Here is a 25,953-nt window from a genome sequence, read left to right as displayed (position 1 = left end):
CCGGGCCGGTCGTGGCAGAGTGGCTCGTTGTCGGTGCCGACTCAACAGGTGCCGACTCGCCACCTGATCACCAAGCTGTCACACCGCCGCCACGGCGGCACCGGCCCCTCACCTACCCAACCAGCGGCTGATCGCCAGCCCTCCATGCCGGCATGCATCCCACCCCATAGCGATCTCCACCCGAGTGCGCCGCAGCGGCATCAACACCCGCGCGATGCGCTAGGCCGCACGCCTCCGACTCGCCGCCGAGATCCCACCCGCGCTGCTGGCCGAATCCTCGACATCCACCCCCACCACCGCCGTGAAATGGCTGGCAAGTCATTCGGCCGTCAAGTCGTCGTTGGCGGACCCCCGCCACCATCCGGCTCAGGTGGAGGGGAATTTGCATGGTCGACTCAGAACGCGAATTTTGATTCCGGTTGCCCGAGTGCGAGATGATGGCAAGCATGTCGGGACGCACGCGGTGGATCATGATTTCCGTAGGTGGAGCGGGCATCATTGCCCTGTTCGGATTGACCTTGTTTCTGTCGAAGCAAGGTCTAGGTCGAGGTGCAAGCTGGGCTGAAATTATGTCCGTTTACGTCTCAATTATTACGGTCTTCGGGTCATTGGCAGGTCTCGCATACCGCCACGGCAGACGCTCGACGCAGGAAGAGACCAACATCATCGAGCCCCACGACCCGAGATCGCGACCGAAGCCTGCTCATCAGACCCGACAATGGAGTGTCGCCGGACGTGACGGCTACAACATCTCGAACAGCACCATTAGGGTCAACAACCGGGACGCATAGGACTCGACTAGATGGCCGACCAGCACAACCAGCCCGGGCGCGATGGCTACAACATCACAGACTCAACGGTCTACATCCAAAACAACCCCCCGAAGTCATCGGATACATCTCCGCCGCAAGATGAGGTGGCTCGACCGCCTCAAGCTTCTGGATCTCTTCCCATCCCGGTCGTTGCTCTTGGCGCGTTGATTCTATTTTTAGCCATTGTCTGCACATTCAATGCGTGCAATCCACACCAGTCGCCGTATCCCACGAAGAGCGACAAATTCCCGGAAGGCGCAGAATCGGGAGCAATTCTTGACGAGACTGTCGCAAAGCTTGAACAGTGTGCCAGAGAAGTGGTGCTTAGTCCGAGCTACTGTCCCCAGGGGATCGACCTCTCAGGGAAAGACCGAGCAACGAAGGTGCACTGGTATATTCATGGCAATCCACGTGACGGGGCACAGATTCACTACAGCGAGGAAGACCGATACTTCCACGTTCTCGGACTGGTAGTCATGACGGTCTCCTACGAGCTTGATGGCAAAGCGGAGTATACGGAGGACATCGTTCCCTTCTGGGGCAAGGTTCAGTTGACCGAAGGGAAGACCGTATGGGTTCGATTTGAACGCATCCCTCCGGGCGACGAACCCAAGATACGTAAGCAGGATCCAGGACTCACCGCTGCAGGTGCCTCTGATTCTATACGGGCCGGGTTTCAGCAATGTGCGAACACCCGGAGGTCGCCAATGCCGGATAATTGCCCCGTCCAGGACTACAAGGTCAATTCAGATGAGGTAACTTGGACCGTAGATGGCGACCCGTCGCTTAACGTAGAGCGCACATTTGACCAGAATACCGGCATAGTCCACATTCTCGGCAACTATGCGATGACTCGCAAGTACGCCATCTCGACTTTCCTCAGCAAGAAAGACGTGGTCGACCCCATCAGCGGAAAGTATGACGCGTCCTTTACGTTCGATGGCGGTAAGCCGAAGCTGCTGAGCATCAAACCTCGGAAGTAGTACGACACTCCGGCGTTGTTATCCAGATCGATGGCGCCCTGTTGATACAGGGTGATCAGCTCGCCGGCCAACCGTCGGACAGCCCCGCCGCGAGGTCATCTTCTCATCGACTGGGGTGTTGTGACGCTTGAGCTCGACGGCTCACACCATGTGCTGGCGGTCGCGAGCCGAGCCATCGTTTCCTATGTCCGGCTCAGGGCGGGAACCGCGAGGTCCGTCTCGGTTACGCCCGCCGTCCGTAGGAGGTCGAAGAGAGGAGCAACTTGTGCGCGGGTGCCTCGCTGCGAGCAGTGGGTGATCACGATGCGTTGCTTGGCTCGGGATACCGCTACGAAGAATGTGGCCAGCCCTTCAGGGTTGTCGGGGGTGTAGCTCCACCACGTCTTGTCGTCGAGGCCGATCATTACCATGGTGTCGAACTCAAGGCCCTTGCTCTTGTGGACCGTCATGAGGGGGACGCAATGGGTCCCCTCGAACGCGTCGAGCGCTTCGGCCCACGCCTGACACGAATTCGCAGACTTTGCCAGGTGGAGCCGCATCGCCTCTCGTGCGATCGCCAGCGCGTCACCGCTGCGGTACATCGGAAACGCTCTGGCGACAGACCGGAGGTCGACGAACTCATCTATCTTCGTTAGCAAGATCTCGCAAGCCCTCGCGCCGACCGGCGTGCTGGACAGGTGCGTGCGCAGATCCCTTACGAACGCAGCCACCTGCCTGCCAAGGGCCGGGCTCGGGGTGTCCGCGTCGGGGTAGTCACCCCGTAGGTGCCGCATGGTCTCGGCGACGGCGACCCACGTGTCGCGATCGCGCTTCCGGGTTGCCAGCCGAAGCAGGCCGAGATAGAGCCCCACCAGTGGTTCGACGACGAGGTCCTGTAGGGTCGTGCGTCCGATGCGTTGGGCCTCGTTGCGGACCCGAAGACCCACTTTGGCGAACTCGTTCGCAAGCAACGGCTCGAAGTCCTCGGCCCTCTGCCGGACAAGCAGTCCGTAGTCCCTGGGGCGTAGTGTCCGTCGGATCATGTCCTCGCTCACGTGTTCGGCAATGTACTGGGCCTCGTTCTGCATCGAGTCGATGTACCAGATACGGGCCGCGTCTCGAACGTCGATGGCGGCGATCTGGTGGGATTGAACGGCCTCGACCGAGGAGTCGAGCGCTTGAGCCAGCACGTGCTGGATCCGAACGAGTTCGGGGCTCGATCTGTAGTTGCACAAAAGCTGGGTGCGCCCGGCGCCGAAGTCCTTCCCCAGCATCGCGAAGACGTCGGGCACGGCCCCGGCCCACCCCATGATCCGCTGCTTGTCGTCGCCGACGGCCGTGACACAGACACCGTCGGTGCCGAAGACGGAAAGCAGGAAGTCATACTGAGCGAAGCTCGTGTCCTGGCATTCGTCGATGAAGACGTAGGGGTAGGTGTGCCTGAGCGCTCGAAGGAGGAGCGGGTTGTGGCGCAGGATCAGCTCGGCGAGTCGGTTGAGCATGGTGAAGGACAGGTTGGCCGGCTCCGGGGCGCGGTTGCGGAGTTGATCAAACCACCACCAATCGGCGGCGAACTCATCGACGCTCTGGCTGATGGACTTCTCAACCGGCAGGCGCCATTGGCCGAGCACCGTGCTCTCGAAGGTCGCCGGGTCTATCGTGGCGATTGCTCGGCCCCATTTTGCCGAGTTGGTGTGACGGCTGAGGAACCCTTTGACGTCCGCCTTGGTGATGACGGCGATATCGCCGTATCCGTTCGGTAGCCGCCACCGTGCAGGCAGCGTGGGCGCGAACCGGTCGACGATGCTCTTGGTGAATGCGTCGAAGGTGACGGAGGTGAACCTGCGGCTCAGGTGCGGCGGGCATCGCTTCTCGACCCGAGCTTGTAGGTTCTCGGCGGCGTCGCGTTTGAAGGAGATCGCCAGGATTCTGGAGGGGGAAGGGCACTGGCCGGTCTCAAGCAAGAAGGTGGCCCGTTGCGCAAGCAGTTCGGTCTTGCCGGCGCCCGGACCGGCGATGACGCACGCGCTATGGCTGGCACGCACGGCGGCCCAGGCCGCCTGCTCGAGTTCGTCCACTCCCGACGGGAGCCACTCGTGCATTGGGGTTCTTCGCATCAGGCACCCGCGTCTGCGCCCGTGGACTCGGCGGTTCCAGCCTTCGCTGATTTTGGTGCTGGTGGAAGTACCCGCTCGGCGACGTGGCGGACAAGAGATTGCAGGACCTCGGGCGCGTTCGTGGCGAGCTGGCCATCGGTCGCGCGGGCCAGCGCGTGGACATGTGTGTTCGGCTTGCCCCGGCCGAGGAAAAGGTACCGGTACCAGGTGAAGTCGGCGGCCCACTCGGCGTCGGGGTACGAGCTGGCGTCGCCTTCGCTGCCGAGGACTGCCGCGGCGGCGTCCCCGCGGTTCTGCGGGCCGATCCTCCCGGATGGGAGGTGGGTGTAGTGCTCCCGCAGGGCTCGCAGCATGGCCATGTCGAGGTCGAGTGGTTCGCAGAAGTAGACCCCATGCCGGCGGAGTCGGTCGAGCCACTCGCGTAGGTGGCTCTCGGCGTCGGCTGGGTCCACGCCCAGGCCCGCCACGAGGGCCTGGGCGTCGTGCCCGAGGGCGTCGTCTCCGAATAGGTCCTTGGCTGTGGTTCCGGTCGCAAGCAGTTGGCGGCAGGCGTTTCGGATGCGACCCCATCCTCCGCCGTCACGGCCCCTGTCGAGGTCCAGAAGGGTGGCGTGTGGGATGCCCAGCCCGGTCAGGAGGCGCCAGAGGTGGTTGACGTGTCGACCTCCGAGCGGGACGACCGCCAAGAACGACCGGTCGATCTCGACTCCCATGGCCTCCGCGATCCGGGGGATGACGACCTCCTCGGAGCTTCCTTCGCCGAGGATCACGAAGCTGGCGAAGTAGAGCTCGGGGTAGGTCCGCACCGCTTCGCGCACATACTTGGCGGCGTCGTCGGGGTCTGCCGGCAGCTCTATGTTTCGAACCTGGGCCTCGCGGCCGCCGTCTACGCGGAAGTGCCGGACCTGGCTCGGGTCGATCCTGGCGAGAATGCTCGGCGAGTGGCTGGAGATGATAGCCTGGACGCCGTTCCGGCCCGCGATGTCCTGAAGCTGGCGGATGATTCGCGACAGGTAGAACGGGGAGAGATTGTTCTCCGGCTCCTCGACCGCCACCACCGTCAGCACAGGCCTCATCAGCTTGTCGGTGTCCCAGGTTTCGTCCAAGTCGGTGATGCCCGATTCGACGTCCAGTGCAGCTGCGGTCATGGAGATGTGGAATAGCGATCGCTGCCCGTCGCTCAGCTCGCTAAGAGGCCGGTCGCCGCCGGACTCGTCGGGGCGGAACTTCATCTGCACTCCGCGGACGAATTCGCCGATACGGACGTCTACCGGAGCGAGCACCGGCGTGCTGTCGGTGCCGCCGCCGTACAGGCCGCTCCATCGCTCGGCGGTCCGGGCCGAGACGCGGGCCACGCCCGGTTCGGCCAGGAAGACGTCGTTCAGCTTTGCGCCGGTTGTTTTCAGGGTCTCGCGGAGGTTGTCGCTCCACCTCATCGCCCGCCAGAGCCGGCCGCGCAGAAAGTCCGTCATGTGTGAGGTACCGTCCCGCACCGCGGGTACGTAGACCATGCGCAGATGGGCACGGTCCTCGGCGCCGAACCGCAGCAGCTTCTCGGCCTCGCCGGACCCGGGATCTGGCGGTAGCACCACATAGTGCTGCTGATCGATCACTCCCTCATCGGTACCATCGTTCACCCAGGTCGCCTCAAGCCGCAGCCGGCAGACCGGTGCGCCGTCGTCATCGACCGTCATCTGGTTGAAGAACTCAGGCACGGCTGTGAGGTCGGTGCCCTCCTCCGTCAACTCGGGGAACACCAACCTCAACTCGATGCTTAGGGTGCGCTTGCTCGGCGCGTCCACTTCGTTCGGGGACACGTGGAAGTCCTGTCGGACGATGGACTGTCGCCCGGGTCCAAGAACCCGCAGTAGGGCCAGCATCAGGGCTGTCTTGCCTGAACCGTTGTCCCCGATGAAGACCGTCAGTCCGCCGTCAAGCCCAACCGTCGTGGTGGTCGGCCCGAAGCACCGGAACCCTTGGAGGGTAACCTCGTTGATAATCATTGGACTCCGCTCCGTGACGGCCGTGGCCGTCCGTGCGATGCGCGTGGTCATGTGAGGGGCACAGCAGCGTGTCGGCCGCGCGACATCGGCCGCCACCGTACTTGGTCTTGGACTCTGCCGATGCAGACCATGCCTGCCCTGCGGACGGGGCTGCGAGGGCGACCTCGCGAATCCAAGCGAGCGGCTTCGGAGAGCGACGGCAGAACTATGAGCCTCTCACGATCCAGGGGCCGCATGCCGACACGACACGCCGGCGAGGCGGTTGTTAAGACCACCGTGGGTGTGTCACAGCCGCTGTGGCGGTTGCGGCTCTGGTCGTGTCCGTGCGGTCCACGCGGCCATCCCGGCGGGCCGCCTGACGTAGGCGATACAACAGCGGCGGCAACGGTGGACGCGGTCCGTGCCGCGGAATTGTCCCCCCAGGCAGCTAGGGACTTGACGTTCGGCTGACGTTTCCGCGTCGGCCGGCTGCCACGCCAGCGGAAGCGCCCTATCGTGTAGATCCATAGACGTAGGTCACGAGGTGGATCATGACTGTGCGGGTGGATCGTGTGCCGACGGTGTTGGAGGCGGAGTTGCGTCGGCGGCGGTGGAGTCGGGAGGACGCCGCCCGCGAGCTGACTCGCGCCGCTCGCGACCTCGGCATCGTGGGCGGCTGGAGCCTCTCACTGCGGCAACTCGACCGCTGGCTGTCGGGCGAGGTCCGCATCCCACGGGGCGTTGCCTGCCGCGTCGCGGAGCATGTCTTTGGCCGTCCGATCGAGGTGCTGCTCGGCCCTGTCCGTCCCGTGTCGGCCGATCCGGAGTCGGAAGCGCCAGTCGCGCCGGCGACGGTCGGCGAGTTCGTCGTCCGAAGTGGAGAGGCGTCCCGCGACCACGCGGCGATGGCGGCGGCCGGGGCGGTCGCGCCTGCGACGCTGGAGCAGTTGCACGCCGAGGTGCGGCGGTTGGCGCACGCCTATGCTTCGACTCCGCCGCTGGGGTTGCTGTCTCAGCTGATGCGCACGCGGGACCTGGCGTACGAGTTGCTCAGCCACACCCGTCGCCCAAGCCAGCTCTCTGAGCTGTATCTGGTGGCTGGGCAAGTGTGTGGCCTGGCGGCTACGACCGCGTTCGACCTGGGGCACCGGGACGCTGCCGAGGATCATGGGCGGGCGGCATGGACGTACGGTGATCTGATCGATCACCCAGCCTTGCGGGCCTATGCCCGCGGTGTGCAGGCCACAATCGCGTTCTGGTCTGGCCGTCCGGGCGAAGGGCTGCGGTACGTCAACTCCGGCCTGACGTTCGCCCACGGGCCTGCCGCCGTGCGGCTGCACGCGATTGGTGCGAGGGCGTACGCGATGCTCGGTGCCGCGGGGGACGCTCGGCAGGCGCTTCGGTTGGCGATGGAGACGGCGGACCGGGGTGAGCGTGGCGACGAGATGACTGATGAGGTTGGTGGGGAGTTCGCGTTCGGTCGGCCGCGGTTCGCGTTGTGCGCCGGCGCGGTCAATATCACCCTTGGCGATGGCCGGAGCGCCGCGCATGCTGCGGGAGAGGCGTTGCGGTTGTACGGGCAGACTTCGGCTGAGCAGAAGCGTTGGGCTGTCCACTATGGGGCGTGGATGGATCTGGCCACGGCGCATGCCCTTCAGGACAATCTTGACGGTGCCGCAGAGGCGTTGGCGCCGGCGCTGCGGCTGGATAAGGAGCGGCGTACTGCCCGGCTGGCCCAGCGGTTGGTGATGTTGCGCGCGACGGTGGACCGGTCGCGGTATCGCGGGTCTGCGGTTGCTCATGAGGTCAGCTCGGCGATCGATGACTTCAACGCGTGTTCGCTGGCCTGGTCGGTTCGTCAGGCGTTGCCGGCCGGTTCGTGACCCGCCAGGTCCCAGGCAGTCAGCAACGCCGCCTCGCGGTCGGGTGCGATGCCGTGGGTGGCTTGGCGCTCATGCTCCACCGGTATGTCGCCGGAGTGCATCCAGGCCCACGTGTCCCGCACGGTCGCCCGGATCGGTCGGCAGATCAAGCCCTCGGCCTCGGCTCTGGTCGTGTCTATCGCCCACGTCCCGGTCGCGGTGCGCCACAGCGGAAGCTCGGTCCACTGCTTGACGCCGTTCGCCGTCAGCCAGTCGTCGTCGACCCAGACCGCTGCGCCGGTGGCGCCGGTCGCGGCGAGGCAGGCGTCGAGCATGGCGCCGAAGGTGTCCCGGCCGGCGGGGCCCGCGACGTTGAACGCGCCGGAGACACCGCTGACGATCAGATGCAGGGTGAAGGCGGCCAGGTCCCGCGCGTCGATGGGCCGGATGAAGCGGTCGGGTTCGCCGGGTGCGAGGATGCGGCCGCCACGGGCGGCCCTGGTTAGCCACCATGTCAGCCGCCCGCTGTACTCGTAGGGGCCGAGGATCACGCCGGGCCGGAGGATCGTGGTGCGCTCATCACCGAGCTCGCGGTGGACGGCGATCTCGGCGCCGGCCTTCAGCGGACCGTAGACGCCTGTGCCCCACTTCCAGGCGGGCGGCCGGGTGTCCGGATCGCCTTGATGCAGCGGTGATTCCTCTGCTACCGCTTCGCGTGGCCAGTCTCGATAGACGCTGACGGTCGAGACGAACACATAGCGGCCGGTGACCGGCGCAAGGACCTTCGCCGCGTCCCGGACGGCAGCTGGGACGACGCCCGCGACGTCGATGACGGCATCCCATGGCCCGAGGTTGGCCAGTCGCCGCAGATCCTCGACGCTTTCCCGGTCACCATGGACGGCCTCGGCCTCGTCGGGGAGGCGTGCGGCGGTACGGCCACGGTTGAACAAGGTGACCCGGTGACCTGCGTCGGTGATGGCTTCCACGAGCGTCCGACCGACGAACCACGTGCCGCCGAGTACCAGAATCCGCATGCCGCGAATCTTGCCAGACAGACCGTGAATAGCCGTTTCTGCGTCGAGACAACGGCGAGGAACGGGCGAGCAATCGTCCTGGCAGGGGCAACCGCATCGCCGGCACGCTGATCCCTGTGGTTGCCGTAGGCAGCCAACCGGATGGCGGTCGGAGGAGGAGTGCGGTGCGAGCCAGAACCGAAACGTCCGCCCCATCGTTGCGGTCGCGGTGGCTCGGTGGCCGGTTGCGTGAGCTGCGGGAGGATCGTGGGCTGACGCTGAAGTATGTCGCCAACGTCCTCGGTGTGGGGTTCGCCGAGCTCGCCAGTCATGAGCATGGGCGGCAGGTGTTCGCGTTCGACAAGGTGGCCGCGCTACTTGACGTGTACGGGGTCTACGACCGGGTTGAGCGTGATCACCTGCTGGGGTTGGCACGTCAGGTGTTCCGGCTGCCGCGGTGGCAGGACGACTTCGCCGGCCCGGACCTCGATGTGTCCATGTTGGACTTTCTGTGGCTGGAATCGACGGCGAAGCAGATCCGGTGCTACGGACCTACGGTCGTGCCGCCTCTACTTCGGACGTCGGCGTACGCGGAGGCGGTTGTCCGCCGCGAACGCGCGCCGATCTCCGATGAGCAGGTGGGCTGGTGGATACGCGTCTATCGGGACCGGCAGCAGGCCCTGGACAACGGCCGAGTGACCAGCGTCCGCGCGGTACTCGCCGAGTCGGTGCTCCACCGGCCGGTCGGCGGCCCTACCAGCACGCTCCCGGGGCAGCTTGAACACTTGGCCAAGCTGGAATGTAGCAGTCGCATCCAGGTTCGAGTGCTGCCGGCCGAGGCGGGCTATGTGCCCTGGACCGACGGTTGGTTCGCCGTGTTTGAGCTGCCCAAGCCGTATCCGCCGCAGGTGGCCTGCACCGGGCAGTTTCGCGGGGTGGCCATCCACGAAGGTCTGGCGGCCGAGGCGTACGCGGGCATGTTCGACCAGCTCTGGGAAGCCGCCACCACGCGGAGCGAGTCGGCGGCGTTGACCGGCCGTCTTGCCAACGACCTATCCATCGATTCGAAGAGTTGACAAAGGGAGGGGCACGATCGTGCCGGCCAAACGGGAACAGTTCATCCAGACCATCCGCGCCCAGTACCTGGGCGAGCAGATGCGTCGCCTGCGGGAGGATCGTGGGCTGACGCTGAAGTACATCGCCGCCCACCTGGGCGTCGAGTTCTCCACGCTGGCGAGGTATGAGCGGGCGGAGTGGCCGTTCCGCCGCGACCACGTCATCGCCCTGCTCGACGTGTACGGCGTCTACGACGAACTCAAGCGGTCGCAGCTGATCGAGCTGTCCCACTCGGCGTGGCAGATCAATCATTGGCAGCCGACCGCCAGCCGCTACGACAGCCTCCTGCCCACGAACGGGAAGGGGTTGCTGCCGATCGATCCATGGTGGCTGCAGGCCAAGGCCGAGGAACTGTGCATCTACGCCCCACTCCTCATCCCGGACGTGGTGCAGACCCGCGACTACGCCGAGGCCATCGTCCGCCACACCGTGGCGGATGGCCGGCGGGCCGACCAGATCGTCGCCCGGCTGATCGGCCGGCAGCAGCAGCTGGACGACCAGCCCCGCACCCGGTTGACCATCCTGCTGGAGGAGCAGGTGCTGCACCGGTCGGTTGGTGGTCGGGCCGTGTTGCAGCAGCAGCTGGAGTTCCTGACCCGCACCGTGGAACGGCCGCACGTGGACATCCGGGTCCTGCCCGACCGCACCGGCTGGCACCCCGGCCTCGACGGACCATTCACCATCTGCAAGCCGCCACGGCCGTACCCGCCGGTCGCCCTGGTCGACCACCTCACCGGCCGCCTGGCAGTAGAGGCCACCGACGCCGACCGTTACGTGGAAATCTTCGACAAGCTCAAGGAAACCGCCCTGGAGCCGGTCCGGTCCGTCGAGCTCATGCAGGAGGCGGCCGACGACCTGTCCGGCGGCAGCCGGACCGTCGGCACGGCGAGGCAGGAGGCGACCGCGTGATGCTCCCGATCAACTCCGACGCCGCCAAGGCGGTCGTCACCGTGGCGGCGCAGCGGATCGCCGCCTACGCCGACCGGAACCAAATCCCAATCGACCAGATGCGGTGCGAGGAACTCGCCGACGATCTGGTCCACGTGTATCAGGCCTTCTTCGCCGGCCTGACCCACCGCAGCCCGTCACCTGGCCCCCAGCCGACCGGCTGACGCACGAAGCCGGTCTGCCGCCGCCCGTGCCCGCACTCCCTGGCAGGAGCCACCCCACGGGCGGCGGCGGACCTTCGATCATCCGCAGATTCCTCGGTCGCACGCGATGAGGGCTCCGTGCCGCCGGGTGATCCGGCGGGCGCGTCGCAGGCGGTGCCGACCCGGCTTTCACTCACCCGACCTGCGCCGCGCCCGCCTGGCTCCACAGGCACGTGGGTCGCCGTGACATGCCTGACGAGCGTGCACCGCATCGCCAGGTCGAGCCCGACGTGCTGCGGGGCGACCGGCAGGCACGGCCAGCCTCCCGCCCTTTCGGCCGATGGCACAGGAGGGCGACGTCTCGGTGGTCAAAGCGGCGCCGAGGAGCGCTACCGGAACAGTCCAAATAGCGACACCGCGTAGGGCGGTGGCCGGACACCATGGGGGCAGCCGTCGTGTGAGTCGCAGGAATTTGGCCAGCGAGCCATGCCGTCAGGACCGGGCTCACAAGGCACCAGGGAGATCACCATGAAGCGGTCACTCATCATCGACACCCACGCCAGCTCCTGCTACTTCCGCACATCGGTCGGCGGCGACGGTCGCAAGGCACTGATCCAGATCACCGAGCGGTGCAACCTGCACTGCGCCCACTGCTTTGTATCATCCGGCGACTGGGGCGAGCACATGCGCCTCGACGACATTGTGGAGCGCGTCCTGCCCCGGCTTCGTCGAGCCCGGGTGGAGCGGCTGACGCTGACGGGCGGTGAGCCGTTCGTACATCCAGCGATCATGGAGATCTGCACGGTGATCGCCGGCATGGGCATGCCTCTGGGCATCTGCACGAACGCTACCCAGACCACCGACGAGCAGATCGCCCAGCTCAAGCAGCTCGGCGACGTCCACATCAACGTCAGCTTCGATGGCTTCCGTCCGGAAAGCCACGGCAGGTTCCGGGGTAGCCAGTCCTCGTTCGCCACGACCGTCGCCACGACCCGCAAGTTCGCGGACGCTGGCCTGCTGCAAGGGCTGCTGTCCACGCCGAACACGCTCACGCGGGTCGAGGAGTTCGGAGCGCTATGCGAGTTCGCCGTCGAGGTCGGTGCCGAGTACGTGCTGATGAATCCGCTCAGTGCGTTCGGACGCGGCGTGAAGAGTCAAGGGCGGCTCGCGGCAGACAACGAGAAGATGCGTGCCGTCCACGCCGTCACCGAGCGGTTCCGCGAGCGCGGCCTGGATCTGGTACATATCCGTTTCCCGAACGACGACAAGCCCCTGGCGGGCTGCGATATCGGAAAGCTCATCTACGTCTTCGCAGACGGCGCGTTGGCGGTCTGCCCGTACATCGTGTTCGCATCCCGCACGCCGCAGTCGCAGTACAACGATGCGGAGTTCCTCGTGGGCAACATCTTGGAAGACGAGGTGGGGCCAGCGCTGGACGCCTACGACTTCCATGGCCGCTACACCGTTGGCGCGAACACCAAATGCAGTGGGTGTGGCATGAACAGCCAGTGCGGCAAGGGCTGTCCGGCCGCGGTCATCTCACGCGGTGGACGCATCGGGGAGGTGGACGACGAGCAGTGTCCGGTGCCCGGCGAGCTGCCACTTCTTCAGATCGGTCAGCGGATGGCATGAGTGGCACATTCGTGGCGATCGAGGGGCCGAACGGGGTCGGCAAGACCACCGCCACGACACTCCTGGCCGCCCGGCTCCGGGAACGGCACGACACGCCGGTGCACCAGACCACGGAGCCGTCCGACACCCCGCTGGGTCGGCTGCTGCGCTCGTCCGAAGCGGTGCTGACCGGTCGCGCCTTGGCCTTGGCCATCGCCGCTGACCGCTATGCCCACATCGAAAACGAGATCAAGCCGCGACTTGACGCGGGATGTCACGTCATCAGCGACCGGTACGTGCAGTCCTCCCTCGTGCTGCAACGGATCGACGGGCTGGCGCTCGATGAGATTTGGGGCTACAACGCCTATGTGCTGGCACCCACCATCACGTTCTACCTCGAAGACGATCCGCGGGTGATTCGCGGCCGTCTTGAGACACGGCGGAAGCTGTCACGCCTGGAACGGGCCGGGTCACCCGAGCGCGAATTGATGCTCTACGGCGAGGCACGTGACTTCCTACGCGGTCGCGGTTGGACACAGGAGGTCATCGACTGCACGGGAATGACCCCGGAACAGGTCGTGGCCGCTATCCTCGATCGCCTTGACACAGACGCAACGTAGATCGCTTGGGAAGGCGCGCATGTTATCGATCTTGACGGTGAACATCGGGGCCGCCGCACGCGAGCGCGCTGGGGAACTCCTGGGCTGGCTTTCAACCCGGAACGAGGACGTCTTCGTTCTGACCGAAACCAGCGCCGGCGCAGGCACCGCCTATCTCCTTGACCGTTTCAGGCAGGCCGGGTTCGTCGTGGTGCACACGCCGGACGGCAACGGCGACCGCGGCACTGCCCTGGTGAGCCGTGTGCCGCTCGTGGCGGACCTGTCGGCGTTCGCGGGCGTCTCGATCCCGGGCCGCGTGGCGGCAGCCGTGCTCGACACCACGCCGGCCATCGCGATGCTCGGTGTCTACGTGCCCTCCCGCGATCGCAGCACGGACAAGACCGAAAAGAAGCAGGCGTTCGTCCAGTCGCTGCTCAGCGCATTGGGCGAGCTACCTGTCGAACTGCGCGACCGTCTCGTGGTCGGCGGGGACTACAACGTCATCGCCCGCACACACCAGCCACTACATCCGGGCTTCCTGCCGTTCGAGTTCGGGCTACTGGAAGCGTTCGAACGGCACGGGTTGGTCGACGCGTACGAAAGATGCTCGCCCGGCGAGCAGGCGTACAGCTGGATCGGCCGGACCGGCGACGGCTACCGCTACGACTACTTCCACGTCGGCGCGGCCCTGGCCGGGCGGATCAACGGCTGCGCCTACCTGCACGAGACACGCGAGCAACGCCTGACCGACCACGCCGCGGTGACGCTCGGGCTCGGCCTCGACGCTGTCAAGCGACTGCCGACCTGCGACTTGGCCGACGACGTTCTGACGCTGTTCTAAGCCGTGCTGAGTGCCGCCCGCACCAACGAGTCGTAGGTGTCGGTCGTCCGCTCCAACTCGACGCCGAGCGAGCCCGCGAAGGTGTGCAGGTCGGCTTGGACCGCACGGCCCGGCTGCCCTGGCCCGATGACCTTCTCGACCTCGAAGAACGTGCCGGCGTGTTCCACCTCATCGACGCACAGCGCCAGATCTCCGAGGTGAGCGGTGCGGCGCGTCTTCACGATCCGGACGGTCGGGTAAAACCCCATCTGCTGGATCGCCTCGTGCATCTGCTCCCGGTCGGCTACCTCGGTCTCGAACTCCAGGCACGCCATCTCGTTGTCGACCGGCCGCTTAAGCGTGAACAGATGACGGCTGTCCTGGGTGCGCAGTCGCGCGAAGGCCACACCAAGTTTGCTCATGCCGTACCGCCAGCCCTGTTGGGCGTACGCCTGATCATCCTGATGCACCGGTCGTGACAGCACCGCTCCGCGCACGCGCAGCGCGGCCTCCAACGCCGCCAAGTCAAAGACGCGGTACTTGACCTCGATCTCCCTGGGCTGACCCGCCACGCGTGTACTCCCGATCAGACGGACGACCGGCTGACCGTAGCGCGCGGCTGGTACCTCGACAGTGAGGCGCGCCGGCGAAGAGGGCGGCGTGCACCTGAGTCCCGGCGAGCCCGCGTTTGGTCGCCACCGTGCACAATCGCAACATAGCCGGGCTCGCCCGCGTCGGGCTGGTCTTCACCGTCGCGTACGAGCCGACCCGGCATGGTGAGCCGGTCGACGCCGAACCACACAGGTGTGCCAAGATCGCCTGGACGCCCGTCAATCTACTGCCGTCGAACACCTACCGGTACACGGTCGCGTGCGTGCGGGCGTTCTGCGACGCCCAGCCGTTCGCGTTGAGCGGCTGGGGGTAACCGCTGACCAATCGACGGCTGGCTCTTGCCTCCTCATCGCCGCAAAACCGATTCCTTCCTCCACGCCGCTTGACCTTGGCACTGTCACTGTTGCGCAACAGGCCTGGAAGCGGGCAATGGGCAAGCGCCCGCTGGCCAAGATCACAGAATCGCGTGACGGATGCGGTAGCGCTCGTTGCCTAACTGACGTTGAGCCTGGGCCGTTTGGTCAACGATCGAAGTAGGACCAGTCGTCGTCGCAATCAATCGAGTCCATGACACTGTCCCGGTAGGAGGCTTGTGGTTACCCGATGGCGTAGTAGTGTGCGGCATCGGACTACCGGAGGCAGCTACTTTACCCGGCCGCTATGCGAGGCGCGGTGGGTCTGGCGATGAGCGCAAGGGAGATCCAATGGAGTACACGAGGGGTGCCGAGTGGCGTAAATGGGATCTCCATGTTCATACGCCGGAATCGGTACACCAGAACTATACCGGCAGCGATCCCTGGGATCGATTCCTGAGCGAGCTGCGGTCGCTGCCGCCAGAGATCGCCGTGATCGGAATAAACGACTACTGGTTTCTGGACGGCTATCAGAAGGTTCGGCACGAGTTCGAACGCGGCTCGTTTCCAAATCTTCTCGAAATATTCCCTGTGATTGAGGTACGCACCGAGAACTTTGGTGGTACGGACGGCAAGCTTCGACGCATCAACTTGCACTTTATCTGTGATCCCCTACTAAAGCCGGAAGTAATCGATCGTCAACTGCTGTCCACGCTGAGGCCACGCTATCAACTACTCAGCGACGATCCCTACAAAAGCTGGGCGCAGGTAATAAGCCGTGAATCGCTGACCGCGCTCGGCGCAGAGATCAAGGCTCAAGTCCCAAAGGACCAACAGCATCGCTACGGCTCCGACCTCCGCGAGGGGTTCAACAACGCCTGTGTCCCGTACGACGAAGCGCGAAAGGCTGTCTACGAGAACAGCATACTGCGGGATCACGTGTTACTAGCGGTTGGCAAGACTGAGTGGGCTGCACTTAAATGGAACGACCAGTCGATCGCCACTAAGAAGTCACTGCTGAACTCGGCTCACATGGTATTCACCGCAGCCTTGGACCGAGAAGACTTTGAGAAATCGCGAAAGGCTCTGGTTGATGCTGGGGTCAATCCGAGGTTGTTGGATTGCAGCGACGCACATACGTGGATGGAGTCACAGGAGAAAGACAGGCTTGGAAATGTCCTCACGTGGATAAATGCAGATCCAACCTTTCGCGGACTTCAGCATGCCATTCAGGAGTACGACTACCGTGTTAGCACGGAAGTGCGGCCTCGCGTGCTCGTCCGCAGAGCCACGCAGCCTTCGGCAATCATCGATCGCGTCGAGATTCACCCAGTGTCAACAGCGAAGCTTTCGGAGCCACTGTTCTCCTGCTCTGTTGACATTAATCCGGGATATGTCGTGATCCTTGGAAACAAGGGACAGGGGAAATCTGCTCTGCTTGACATAATCGGAGCGACGGCGAACAGCGACAGATATGACGACTATTCCTTCCTGACCGTCGATCGATTCCGCAGGAAGAACGGCGAAGCCGGGAGCTATGAGGCCCGGCTTGTATGGGCCGACAAATCCGAGAGGACGGTCGTCCTCGATGCACCCTTCGATATCGAGCTTCCGATTCGCGTGGACTATCTGCCCCAGTCTCTAATAGAGCGGGTATGCCTAGCGGATCCGCAAAGCAAGAAGAAGGAGGAATTCGAGACTGAGATCGAACGAGTGGTGTTTGGACACGTTCCACTCGGCGAGCGCGCCAACTCGACGTCCCTTCGCCAGATGGTCGAAGCCCGCTCACGGGGAGTAAACCAGCGACTCCAGGAAGCCAGGACCCAGATTGGTGATGCAGCACGGCGCATCACGCATCTAGAGGACCGGCAGGTTGAACTCGGGAGGTTGGCGCTCGACGGCCGATTGAAGGACCTTGAGCGGGAGCGCGGCCAGCTGACAGGACAAGTCGATCAACAGCGCCAGGAACTAGAGGCTCGTGAGCGCGATGACGGGACTGGCACGCAAGCGAAGCTTAGGGAAGCCGAACAGCGGCTCGCCGACCTGAAAACGGAGCGTCGACAGAAGTACGAGTCAATCAAGCAACTGACTGAGGCTGCTGGGCGAGTTAACCGAGCCGATACCGACGTCCAGTCCGCAATATCGAAGGCTGAAGCCGCAGGAAAGAGCCTAGCCTCGCTGCTTGGAGTTAGCTCCCCGATTCTGAAGATCGAACTTGCACAGTCCGCGTTGACGGACTGGCGTACACAAAACACGACTGACTTATTGCTCCTTCGTGAATCGTTAGAGAATCCTGAGCATGGGATCATTCACCGGATTGCGCAAGCCGAGGAAGTGGTGGAGGAGCTCAAGGCCACGTTGGCTGTTGAGCTTCAAGGCGCGGAGGCGATCCTTCGCCAAATCCAAGATCTAGAGGCCCAGCTGGAGCACCTGGATGGCGACCCAGCGAACCCGGCGACAATCCAAGGGGTAAAGGCCCTGCTGCGCGAGCGCGATGCTATCCCGACCGAGCAGAGTCAGGCGGAGAACGACCTGCACCAAGGCTTTCTTAGCGCTCACACCGCAGCTATGGAAATTCTCGACATCAAGAGGAGCGCCTACGCAAGTGCAACGGACTTCGTAGCCTCAAGCGAGTTGACTAGGAGGGTCGATCTTGAATTTGACGTCGAACTGAACGCCCGACCATTTGCCTCCACTTGGCGTAATCTGGTGAACCGGAGAAAACTGACTGATCTGTCCGAGGTGTTGGACGACAGTAAGGGGGACGTCCTTCTTGCTGACGTGCCCCTTGATTCGGCCAGTGACCTGTTCGACGCCCTTCAGCATGTGCGAAACCGACTTGCCCGGGAGCGAGGAAGCGAAAAAGGTGATCCGCGGCAACTGTCCACGGTGCTTAAAGGCGGGCACTCAGCGTCCCAACTCCTGTTGGCCATCTTTGGACTCAGCTGGCTGGAAAGTACGTACGTAATTCGGTCGGCAGGGAAGGAACTCTCGGAATTGTCACCGGGCCAGCGGGGCCTCGTTCTCCTCATGTTCTATCTGTTAGTGGACAAAAGCGATCGACCACTCCTGCTCGATCAACCGGAGGAGAATCTTGACAATCAGACTGTTCGCGAGCTGCTCATACCTGCCCTCCGCGATGCGATAGGTCGGCGTCAGGTCATCGTCGTCACTCACAACCCAAATCTTGCTGTCGTTGGAGATGCGGACCAGCTCATCCTGGCGGCCTTCGACGGCCGGCGATTCGGCTATGACTCGGGCTCGCTTGAGCGCCAAATCATCGGGTCTCATTCAATTGATGTCCTTGAGGGTACGAGAGCGGCGTTCGCAAACCGCGAACTCAAATACGAGCGTGTCGTAGGCGATGCGTCCTAATCTCGGTGGGTGCTAGCGATGACGGGCGAACGGTCGGCTGCGGGGCGTTCCTAGCTTTGCCCTGAACCAGAACAGAGCCAGGCGGTCGCGTCGTTTCCGTCCTTCAGGGCGCAGCGGCACCTCGGGCACGCGGCAGGTCGCGCAGCTCGCTCGCGACGTTCCCGCACCTCGCCGCTCGGCGACCCCCGACACCGGGAGCCGCATTGCTCGGGGTGGGTCGCGTCTTCGGGGTGTTTGGTGCCACGCTGTGGGGGTGGCGCGTGAGCAGGACTGGAGGCATCCGGACGAGCGGCGGCGGGTGGCGTTGGCTGAGCGTCTGGCGCGGGAGCTCGCGCACAACCCGCTGGGCCGGCATGGTGCCGGCAATGACTTCGTGGCCAGTGTGGCGGTTCAGGTGCGGTTGTCGTCGGCGGTGGAGGCGTTCGAGGCGCAGCAGGCTGTGCAGGATATCCGGACCCATGTGATGCTCAGCCCGCCGTCGTTTTTGGGGCAGGTGACCGGCCGGGGCGGGATGGTCATGTGGGTGCACGCGGACATTTACAGCGTGGTGTTCCCGTTCGAGCCGTTCACCGGTCTGATCTTGGTGTGCCCGGACGACATGCACGATCACTGTATGGAGATCTACGACGACGGCCCGGAAACCCGGCAGGCGATCGAGGGCTTCTACGACGCCGCGGTGCTCGGGTTGCGCATGCGCCGGCATTGGCAGGGCAGGAACATGGTGGCGCTGGACCCGGAGCCGCTGCGGATACCGGGCGAGATCGCCGACGCTGACCCATCCGTGCCCGGCTCACGAACCTGAGTCCGGGTCGAGGTCGGCCGGGGTCTGCTCGGTGGCGGCGGTGATGAGGTCTTCCCGGTGCAGTAGACGGGCGATGAGGATTTCGGCGCGGCGGCGGTGTTTGGACGCGTTGGACTCGTTCATGTCCAGGTGCTCAGCGACATCGCGTAGCTTCTCGTGGCGTAGGTAGGTGCGGTCGATCAGCGTCGCGTGCAGGTCGGTGAGCCGGTGCCCGTCGCGAGCGGCGCGGGTCTGCTCGACCAGCCGGTCCAGCACGCTGACGGGATCCTTCTGGCGGCGGCGGTCTGCGTCCTGCCAGTCCTTTTCGGACAGCGTGGCGACATCGACTATGTCCGGCTCTGGTTCGGGCTGGCGTTTGCGGCCGGTGGCGTGGTCGTAGGCGGCGCCGATGAACCGGCGGACCACGTTGGGGTGGTCGAGCTTGAGCCGGTGCATGGCGGCGATGAACTCGATCGCGAAGGTGTAGTGGAACTGTTCGGTCTGCTTGAACGTCAGGCCCTCGGTCCATTTCCACGCGCGGCGCCGCATGCCGGGGTAGGCCATGCCGAGCGCGAACAGGTTCCAGTCTTTCTTGTGCTCGCGGGCCAGTGCGCCGATGTGTCGCCACACCCGGTCCTTGGTTTCCCGGTCGACGTTGCCGCGTAGCAGGCGGGCGCGCAGGTCGATCATCGGTAGCGCGACGGCCGGTGTACTCGGGTCTACGAGGGTGCTGGGCACGGTCAGCGTGAGCTGGGCCATCGCCGCCCGGTTGATGATGCCCAGCGGCGTTTTGTCGCGTGGGTGTTTGTCCTTGCTGGACCACGTGTCCGGCAAGCCTGAGGGTTTGGGCGTGTTGGGCACGGGGGTCGTGTCCTTCCCAGCGGCACACCTGGTGGGCTGTTGCGGGACACGCCGGACCGCCGGAGTGGGCGGTGGACGAAGGTCGGGTCGACGCTGACCCGGGGTTCGGTTCCGGCATGCTGCGGACTACGCCGGAACCGAACAAGCGTACGAGATACGCGGCTTCGGGGCTACCGGGTTTCCGGCGGGCGCCCCAGCCGCGAGCCCTGAACATCGCTCGCCACCCATGCCGGCGGCCCGCACAACTCCCTGCGCCGGCCGACCTGGTCACCGAGACTACGCCGAACAGCGCCAAGCCTGCCGCCCGCACCCGGCTGACCAGCCTCGATGAACCGGCCCAAGATTTTCTCGATCAAACTTGTTGATCTTGGAAAGTTTCCGGGGGGAGGGTTCCCCTTCTAGTAATTAGAGGCACCTGTTCGCCCGGTAGCGGTGCGGCGGTGCCGTTTTGCTGTCCGTCCACGTTCACTCGGAGGTTTTCCCTGCTCAGCTCGACTGCGTCCATACGCGACCGCGTGCGGCCCGCCCACCGTGGGCGGGCCGCGTCTGTTCCTGGAGGTCTATGAACATCCCCATCTCGTTTCCGATCGTGCCGGCAGGATGGCTGCCGGTCCTGCAAGACCCCGGCTGCCCGCAGCAGCCGGGCGACACGGAGCCGTCCCCGGCTGCCCGCGCAGTGTGCGGGGTCGGCGACGTCGGCTCCTGGGCCACCGGGCTGCCGGCCCGGCTGTGGCATCAGGCGGTGACCGGCTGGCCGTGGCTGCTCGCGGCTGCCGTCCTGGTCTTGGCGCTCGCGCTCGCCATGCGGGTGGCGCACCGGGCGGCGTGGCGGCGCGCCGTCGCGGGTGGCTACTGGGTGCGGGTCCTCCCGCCCCGGCTGGTCGACCCGGGGCACGCCGAGGACGGCTGGCGGCTGCTGGCCGGGCTGGCCAGGTTGACCCGCAAAGGGTGGTGGCGTCCGGCCAAGCCACCCCTGGCGTTCGAGGTCTACCAGCACGAGGGCCGGTTGACGGCCGGGTTGTGGCTGCCCGCCTGGGTGCCGCTCGCGGCGGTCACGGACGAGGTGGTGCGGGTGTGGCCCGGCGCGGTCCTGGACCGCACCGACCCGCCCACCCTCACCACACCCAACCACGACAACCGCGACGGTGACGGCGGCTGGCCGGTGGCCGGGGTAAGGCTGCACGCCGACCGCTCGGACACCGGGTATCTGGTGGACGAGGTCAGGTTGACCGGCACGTCGGCCCGGGGTGCGTTCGGCGGTGACCGGCTCCAGGCGGTGTTTGACGCGCTCGGCAAGCCGGACGGCCCGGCGCTGCTGCAAGTCCTGGTCCGCCCCGCGCCAGGCGCGCGGATGACCGCGCTGGACCGCGCCTCCCGCTACCCGGCCAAGCGGCGCACGAGGCCCACCGTGGTCGTCCTGGACGGGGTGACGGCCGTCCTGCTCGGTGCGGTGCGGCTGCTGCTCGACATGATCACTGAACTGGTCAGCACCGGCCGCCCGTCCCGCACCCACAGCCGTGCCAACGGCTTGCGCCACGGCGGCGACCAGTCGCGGCGGGCGGACCCGGTGGAGTCCAAGGCGATGCGGGAGGCGGCCGAGAAGCTGGCGAACGGCCCGCACGTGATCGCCACGGTTCGGGTCGGCGCGGCCCGCCCCGGTGGCGGGTTCGCCCGCGCGGCGGCCCGCTCCATCGGGTACGGGTTCCGCACGGCGGCCCGTCACCTGTTCTCGGTCCGCATGCCGTTCGCCGCAACGCTGCTCGACCAGCGGCGCGCCCATCAGGGCGAGTGGCTGCTGTTGAGCACGGCCGAGTTGGCGGTGTTCGCGCATCTGCCCGCCGACCCGGCCCGGTACGGGTTCGAGGTCACCGCGTTGCACCGGCCGTGGCCGGGTGGCGTCAGCCGGGCCGACCCGGAACCACCGACCCGGCGCGGGACAGGTTGGACCCGCACCGGCTGGACCACGCCAGCCGACCCGGCCGCCGTCGGCGACGACGGCAACCGAGAGCGCGACGACGACCGAGACGACGACCAAGACGAAGACGACGAACCGCCACTGGAGGCAGCATGACCAATCGACAACCGAGCAAAAGGACGAAGAAATCGGGGGGCGTTGCGGCGCCCCCCGAGTCGTTGCGGCGCCAGTCGGCTAGATTGCGGCTGGTGCCGCCCGGCTCGCCACGCCGGCAGGCGGTCAAGGCGCTCGGTGTAGCGCCCCTGGGTGAGCCGGTACTGATCGGACTGTCCCCCGAAGACGCCCGCCACCACCTGCATGTGCCGGGGCCGACCGGCACCGGCAAGTCCACCCTGCTGATCAACCTCGCCATCGCCGACGTGCGGGCCGGGCGCGGGGTGGCAGTGTTCGACCCGAAAGGCGACCTGACCCGCGACCTCCTCGACCGGCTTCCCGCCTCGGTGGGTAGCCGGCTCGTCCTGATCGACCCGGACGAGAAGGCGGCGCCGGCCGCGCTGGACCTATTTGACCTCGGCACCGATCCGGAGTCCGTGGCCGATCAGCTCGTCGGGGTGATGGCTAAGGTGTGGGCGCAGTACTGGGGGCCACGCACCGACGATCTGGCCCGCCACGCCGTACTCACCCTCGCCCACCAGCCCGGGGCAACCCTCGCGGATCTGCCCACCCTGCTCGCGGACGCCGGCCACCGGCGGCGGCTGGTCGGTACCATCCGGCGCACGCTCGGCCCGGTCGCCTCGGCCGGGCTGGTCGCGTTCTGGGCCTGGTACGACACGCTCACGCCGGCGCAAGCGTCCGTGCAGATCGGCCCGCTGCTGTCCAAGCTGCGGGCCGTGCTATCGCGGCGGTTCGCCGCGCAGCTGTTCGGCACCGGCGTGTCCACCTTCCGGCTCTCCGACATCCTCGACGGTGGGGTACTGCTCGTCCGCCTGCCGCCGACGCTCGGGGACGACACGGTCCGGCTGACCGGCTCGATGCTGCTGGCGGCATTGCTGCACGCCGCGTCCGGGCGGGCCGACCAGCACCCGGCGGACCGCCTCGACGCCAGCCTGATCCTGGACGAAGCCCAAACGTTCCTGCACCTGCCCGTCGGCGTCGATGACGCCCTGGCGCAAGCGCGGGCACTACGGCTGTCGCTCGTCCTCGCGCATCAGCACCTCGGGCAGCTCAGTCCGAAGATGGCGGCGGCGATCGACGCCAACGCCCGCAACAAGGTGTTCTTCTCCCTCTCCCCGCGCGACGCGCGGGACCTGGCCCACCACGTGGCGCCGTACTTCGAGCCGGAAGACCTGACCCGCCGCGACGCGTACGGCATCGTCTGCCGCCTCGTCATCAACGGACGCGACGGCGAACCGTTCAGCCTCAACACCCGCCCCGCCCCACCACCGTGGCCCGGCCGCGCCGAACAACTGCGCGCGGCGGCCCGCGACCGGGGCCTACCCGCCGACGAGCGCCACGCCATAGCGCAGGCCCGGCAGGTCGGCCCGAACGCCCCACACCACACGGCCGGCCAACCCGCCCGGCCAACCCACCCAACCAGCAACCCGAGGAGCGACCGAACGGAGGCCAGCAATGAGCACGTCAACCCAACCGGCCACCCAACGGACCCAACCGAGCACCCCACTGGACCAACTGATGACCCAACGGAGAAAGCCATGCAGAACCCAACTGGCGGCCAGGACATCCCCGCCGCGTCACCGGCGACGCCGGTACCGGTGCCACCGGCACCAACCCACCGCAACCCCGCATCCCGTAAAGGAATTTAGCCATGCTTCGCCTATCGCACTTCATCGTCGCGCCGGAAGTCGTCGACCTGTTCGGCGGCGAAGGCGGCACCGTTAGCCTGCTGGCCGAGAAGTACGGCCGCCAGTACCGCTGTGCCGTGTGCCGCCAGAGCGGCCAACTCGACACCGACACCCCGGCCACCGTGCTGGTCGCCATCTACGACCAAGGCATGGGACCGGTGGTGCCGCGCCTGGCCCACCCCGGCTGCTCCGCGTCCGGGATGGTGCTCGTGCTCACCACGCCCACACCGATTGGTCAGCTCATCGTTCCGGCGATGGCCTGGCTGCGGGAAGGCGACCCACCATCGGTGGTGGTCGTCGCCCCCCGCGTGTCCGCCCGCAACGTCGCGGGTGGCGGAGAGGATCTGACCGACGTGATCCTGTCCGGGCTGCTCGGCTCGGGGTTCACCCCGCTGACCGAACCGGACACCCCGCTGCCGGTGGTGCCCGGCAGGCTGCACGTCACCTTCGCCACCGGGCAACGCATCACCGTCGCCACCTCCGACGGCACCATCCTCTACGACGGCGCCCTTCCACTGCCGGACGGCTGGAGCGAACTGATCCAGTACACCGGACTCCTCGGCGTCGTCGTGGTCCGCGGCCTGGACCTGCTCGACCCCGACCGGCACCACCTGGACGACCTACACGCCGCCATCGCCCGCGGCGCAGCGGTCGGCATCGCCGTCCACGTCGACCCCCGCCCACCCACCGAACCGACCCGAACCGAGATCCCACCACCAACCCTGCCGGCCATACCGCCGGTCAATCCAATACGGAGACGATCATGACTGCTCTGAACCTCACCGGCCCGGCAGACCCAACCGGCCTGCCCCTGACGGACCTGACACACCGGTCAGGTCTGTCAGGCCCCGGCTGGGCCAACCTGTCAGCCCTGACAGACCTCGGCGCGGCCGACCTGTCCCACCCAACCAACCTGTCCGATGTGGACAAACACGAGTCGGATCGACCCGGAGGCTCCCTCGGAGGGTTACCCGGAGCCTCCCCCGTGCGGGAAACGCCGAGTGAACCTCCATGCGCCGGCCACCCAACAGCGCACGTCAACGCCCATGTGCGGCCGACCCGGGACAGGGGGGACTGATCCTATGGGACCAACACCACAGGCGGCACAGCCGCGTATCTCGGCGCTACCACGCCAACCCCGGGGCGGCATCGACGTAGCCACCGAGCTGCGCCGACTCATGCCCCGCGACCGGTGGCTCCTGGAACTACTCAACGAGCATCAGGTGTTCACCACCGAACAGGTCGCAGCCCTCGGCTTCGACCACGTGCACACCGCACGCAACCGGCTCGTCCTGCTCAACAGGCGCGGCATCCTGGCCCGCTTCCGCGACGGCGTCCGGCCCGGCTCCCAACAGTGGCGCTGGACCCTCGACCTGATCGGCGCGGCCTGGATCGCCGCCCGCGCAGGCGAACCGGAACCGAAACCGGCGGTGATCCGCAGACGGATCAACCGCCTTGCCTCCTGGCCCGACCTCGCCCACCGGCTCGGCACCAACGGATTCTTCGTGGACCTCGCCGCGCACGCCCGCCACAGCGCGGGCGCACGGCTCGGCGTGTGGTGGTCCGAGCGCACCTGCCGCACCGTCACCGGCGAACTCGTCCGGCCCGATGGGCACGGCGTATGGACCGAGGACGGGCACACGTGCTCGTTCTGGCTGGAATACGACCGCTCCACCGAGAAGGCACACCAGGTGGCGGCCAAGCTCGACGGGTACGCCGCGCTGCACCGGGCCACCGGCCTGAACCACACGGTCCTGTTCTGGCTCGACACACCCGGGCGTGAGGCATCGCTGCGGGCGCGGCTAGCCGCGCACCCGGCGGTCACCTCCGGCGCACTCGCCGTCGCCACAGCCGGCGGCGATATCCAACATCCCGCCGGACCGGTTTGGGCGCCCCTCGGGGCGTCCGGCAGCGTCCGGCTCGCCCACCTCCAACCGCCCGGCACCTGAACCACGCCGGGCAACCACCCCAAACCGAAATCCCGCCCGCTCGGCGGCAGTCCGCACCCCTCGGTGCACGGGCTACCGCTGAGAGTGTCGACCCCAGAAGGGAGGCGAACCGCCATGCCCAGAAACAGCGGGAGACCCGCGTCTATCCACAGTGGAGGAACATGGCCACAAGCCAGCCACCAGAGCACCCGCGCCGTCGCCGGCTAGTAGTGCTTGGTCATGATCCGCGTCATGGTTTGAGGTGATCGTCGTCTCGGGGT

20 protein-coding genes are annotated in these 25,953 nt (G+C 66.2%); 15 read left to right on the top strand and 5 right to left on the bottom strand.

Annotation, left to right across the window (positions count from 1 at the left end; genetic code table 11):
• Positions 1-802 precede the first annotated feature (802 nt).
• Complete coding sequence (locus ACFFIA_RS21575; protein WP_377253418.1) at positions 803-1,795, top strand: hypothetical protein; 993 nt, start codon at positions 803-805, stop codon at positions 1,793-1,795.
• A 182-nt stretch (positions 1,796-1,977) separates the two neighbouring features.
• On the opposite strand, the gene ACFFIA_RS21570 is transcribed toward ACFFIA_RS21575, so the two are convergent.
• A complete protein-coding gene (locus ACFFIA_RS21570) occupies positions 1,978-3,852 on the bottom strand; it encodes a UvrD-helicase domain-containing protein (RefSeq protein ID WP_377253417.1) in 1,875 nt (624 codons plus the stop codon).
• Positions 3,853-3,890: 38 nt separating this feature from the next.
• Positions 3,891-5,894: an ATP-dependent nuclease gene (locus ACFFIA_RS21565; RefSeq protein WP_377253416.1), complete on the bottom strand. Its 2,004-nt coding sequence runs from the start codon at positions 5,892-5,894 to the stop codon at positions 3,891-3,893.
• A gap of 530 nt (positions 5,895-6,424) precedes the next feature.
• Here ACFFIA_RS21565 and ACFFIA_RS21560 point away from each other — a divergent pair.
• Positions 6,425-7,756: an NsdA family TPR-like regulatory protein gene (locus ACFFIA_RS21560; protein ID WP_377253415.1), complete on the top strand. Its 1,332-nt coding sequence runs from the start codon at positions 6,425-6,427 to the stop codon at positions 7,754-7,756.
• Here the strand turns inward: ACFFIA_RS21560 and ACFFIA_RS21555 are convergent.
• Positions 7,732-8,769, bottom strand: a complete 1,038-nt coding sequence (locus ACFFIA_RS21555; RefSeq protein WP_377253414.1) for an NAD-dependent epimerase/dehydratase family protein — start codon at positions 8,767-8,769, stop codon at positions 7,732-7,734. The two genes, ACFFIA_RS21560 and ACFFIA_RS21555, sit on opposite strands and share 25 nt — an antisense overlap.
• A gap of 116 nt (positions 8,770-8,885) precedes the next feature.
• Here ACFFIA_RS21555 and ACFFIA_RS21550 point away from each other — a divergent pair, with 116 nt between their 5' ends.
• From ACFFIA_RS21550 to ACFFIA_RS21525, 6 genes are all read left to right on the top strand, one after another.
• Positions 8,886-9,824 carry a helix-turn-helix domain-containing protein gene (locus ACFFIA_RS21550; RefSeq protein ID WP_377253413.1) on the top strand — a complete coding sequence of 313 codons (939 nt, stop codon included), beginning with the start codon at positions 8,886-8,888 and terminating at the stop codon, positions 9,822-9,824.
• A gap of 19 nt (positions 9,825-9,843) precedes the next feature.
• On the top strand, positions 9,844-10,773 hold the full coding sequence (locus tag ACFFIA_RS21545; protein ID WP_377253412.1) for a helix-turn-helix domain-containing protein: 930 nt from the start codon (positions 9,844-9,846) through the stop codon (positions 10,771-10,773).
• Positions 10,770-10,976 carry a hypothetical protein gene (locus ACFFIA_RS21540; protein ID WP_377253411.1) on the top strand — a complete coding sequence of 69 codons (207 nt, stop codon included), beginning with the start codon at positions 10,770-10,772 and terminating at the stop codon, positions 10,974-10,976. Before ACFFIA_RS21545 ends, ACFFIA_RS21540 begins: the two co-directional genes overlap by 4 nt.
• 507 nt (positions 10,977-11,483) lie before the next feature.
• A complete protein-coding gene (locus ACFFIA_RS21535; protein WP_377253410.1) occupies positions 11,484-12,587 on the top strand; it encodes a radical SAM protein in 1,104 nt (367 codons plus the stop codon).
• Positions 12,588-12,598: 11 nt separating this feature from the next.
• On the top strand, positions 12,599-13,186 hold the full coding sequence (gene tmk, locus ACFFIA_RS21530) for a dTMP kinase (protein WP_377253409.1): 588 nt from the start codon (positions 12,599-12,601) through the stop codon (positions 13,184-13,186).
• A gap of 37 nt (positions 13,187-13,223) precedes the next feature.
• Positions 13,224-14,006, top strand: coding sequence for an endonuclease/exonuclease/phosphatase family protein (locus tag ACFFIA_RS21525; RefSeq protein ID WP_377253497.1), 783 nt, complete (start codon positions 13,224-13,226; stop codon positions 14,004-14,006).
• Here ACFFIA_RS21525 and ACFFIA_RS21520 read toward each other — a convergent pair.
• Positions 14,003-14,557: a class IV adenylate cyclase gene (locus ACFFIA_RS21520; protein ID WP_377253408.1), complete on the bottom strand. Its 555-nt coding sequence runs from the start codon at positions 14,555-14,557 to the stop codon at positions 14,003-14,005. The genes ACFFIA_RS21525 and ACFFIA_RS21520 overlap by 4 nt on opposite strands.
• A gap of 128 nt (positions 14,558-14,685) precedes the next feature.
• Here ACFFIA_RS21520 and ACFFIA_RS21515 point away from each other — a divergent pair, with 128 nt between their 5' ends.
• The 3 genes from ACFFIA_RS21515 (at position 14,686) to ACFFIA_RS21505 (ending at position 19,127) form a co-directional block, all read left to right on the top strand.
• Complete coding sequence (locus ACFFIA_RS21515) at positions 14,686-14,910, top strand: NUDIX hydrolase (protein WP_377253407.1); 225 nt, start codon at positions 14,686-14,688, stop codon at positions 14,908-14,910.
• A 391-nt stretch (positions 14,911-15,301) separates the two neighbouring features.
• Positions 15,302-18,325, top strand: a complete 3,024-nt coding sequence (locus ACFFIA_RS21510) for a TrlF family AAA-like ATPase (RefSeq protein WP_377253406.1) — start codon at positions 15,302-15,304, stop codon at positions 18,323-18,325.
• A gap of 253 nt (positions 18,326-18,578) precedes the next feature.
• Positions 18,579-19,127 carry a hypothetical protein gene (locus tag ACFFIA_RS21505; protein WP_377253405.1) on the top strand — a complete coding sequence of 183 codons (549 nt, stop codon included), beginning with the start codon at positions 18,579-18,581 and terminating at the stop codon, positions 19,125-19,127.
• Here the strand turns inward: ACFFIA_RS21505 and ACFFIA_RS21500 are convergent.
• Positions 19,116-19,940, bottom strand: coding sequence for a hypothetical protein (locus tag ACFFIA_RS21500; protein ID WP_377253404.1), 825 nt, complete (start codon positions 19,938-19,940; stop codon positions 19,116-19,118). The two genes, ACFFIA_RS21505 and ACFFIA_RS21500, sit on opposite strands and share 12 nt — an antisense overlap.
• Positions 19,941-20,529: 589 nt before the next feature.
• On the opposite strand from ACFFIA_RS21500, the gene ACFFIA_RS21495 reads away from it, so the two are divergent.
• The 4 genes from ACFFIA_RS21495 (at position 20,530) to ACFFIA_RS21480 (ending at position 25,693) form a co-directional block, all read left to right on the top strand.
• Positions 20,530-22,038: a hypothetical protein gene (locus tag ACFFIA_RS21495; protein WP_377253403.1), complete on the top strand. Its 1,509-nt coding sequence runs from the start codon at positions 20,530-20,532 to the stop codon at positions 22,036-22,038.
• Between the two features lie 92 nt (positions 22,039-22,130).
• Entirely contained in the window at positions 22,131-23,705 is a 1,575-nt protein-coding gene (locus ACFFIA_RS21490; RefSeq protein WP_377253402.1) for a type IV secretory system conjugative DNA transfer family protein, read from the top strand.
• Positions 23,706-23,707: 2 nt separating this feature from the next.
• A complete protein-coding gene (locus tag ACFFIA_RS21485) occupies positions 23,708-24,511 on the top strand; it encodes a hypothetical protein (protein ID WP_377253401.1) in 804 nt (267 codons plus the stop codon).
• A 315-nt stretch (positions 24,512-24,826) separates the two neighbouring features.
• Positions 24,827-25,693 carry a replication-relaxation family protein gene (locus tag ACFFIA_RS21480; protein ID WP_377253400.1) on the top strand — a complete coding sequence of 289 codons (867 nt, stop codon included), beginning with the start codon at positions 24,827-24,829 and terminating at the stop codon, positions 25,691-25,693.
• The last annotated feature ends 260 nt before the right edge of the window (positions 25,694-25,953 follow it).

Source organism: Phytohabitans kaempferiae, from assembly GCF_042433955.1.
GTDB classification, from domain to species: Bacteria; Actinomycetota; Actinomycetes; order Mycobacteriales; family Micromonosporaceae; genus Phytohabitans; species Phytohabitans kaempferiae.
Note: the sequence above shows the minus strand (reverse complement) of the source record. Positions and strands in the feature narration are given on the sequence as shown.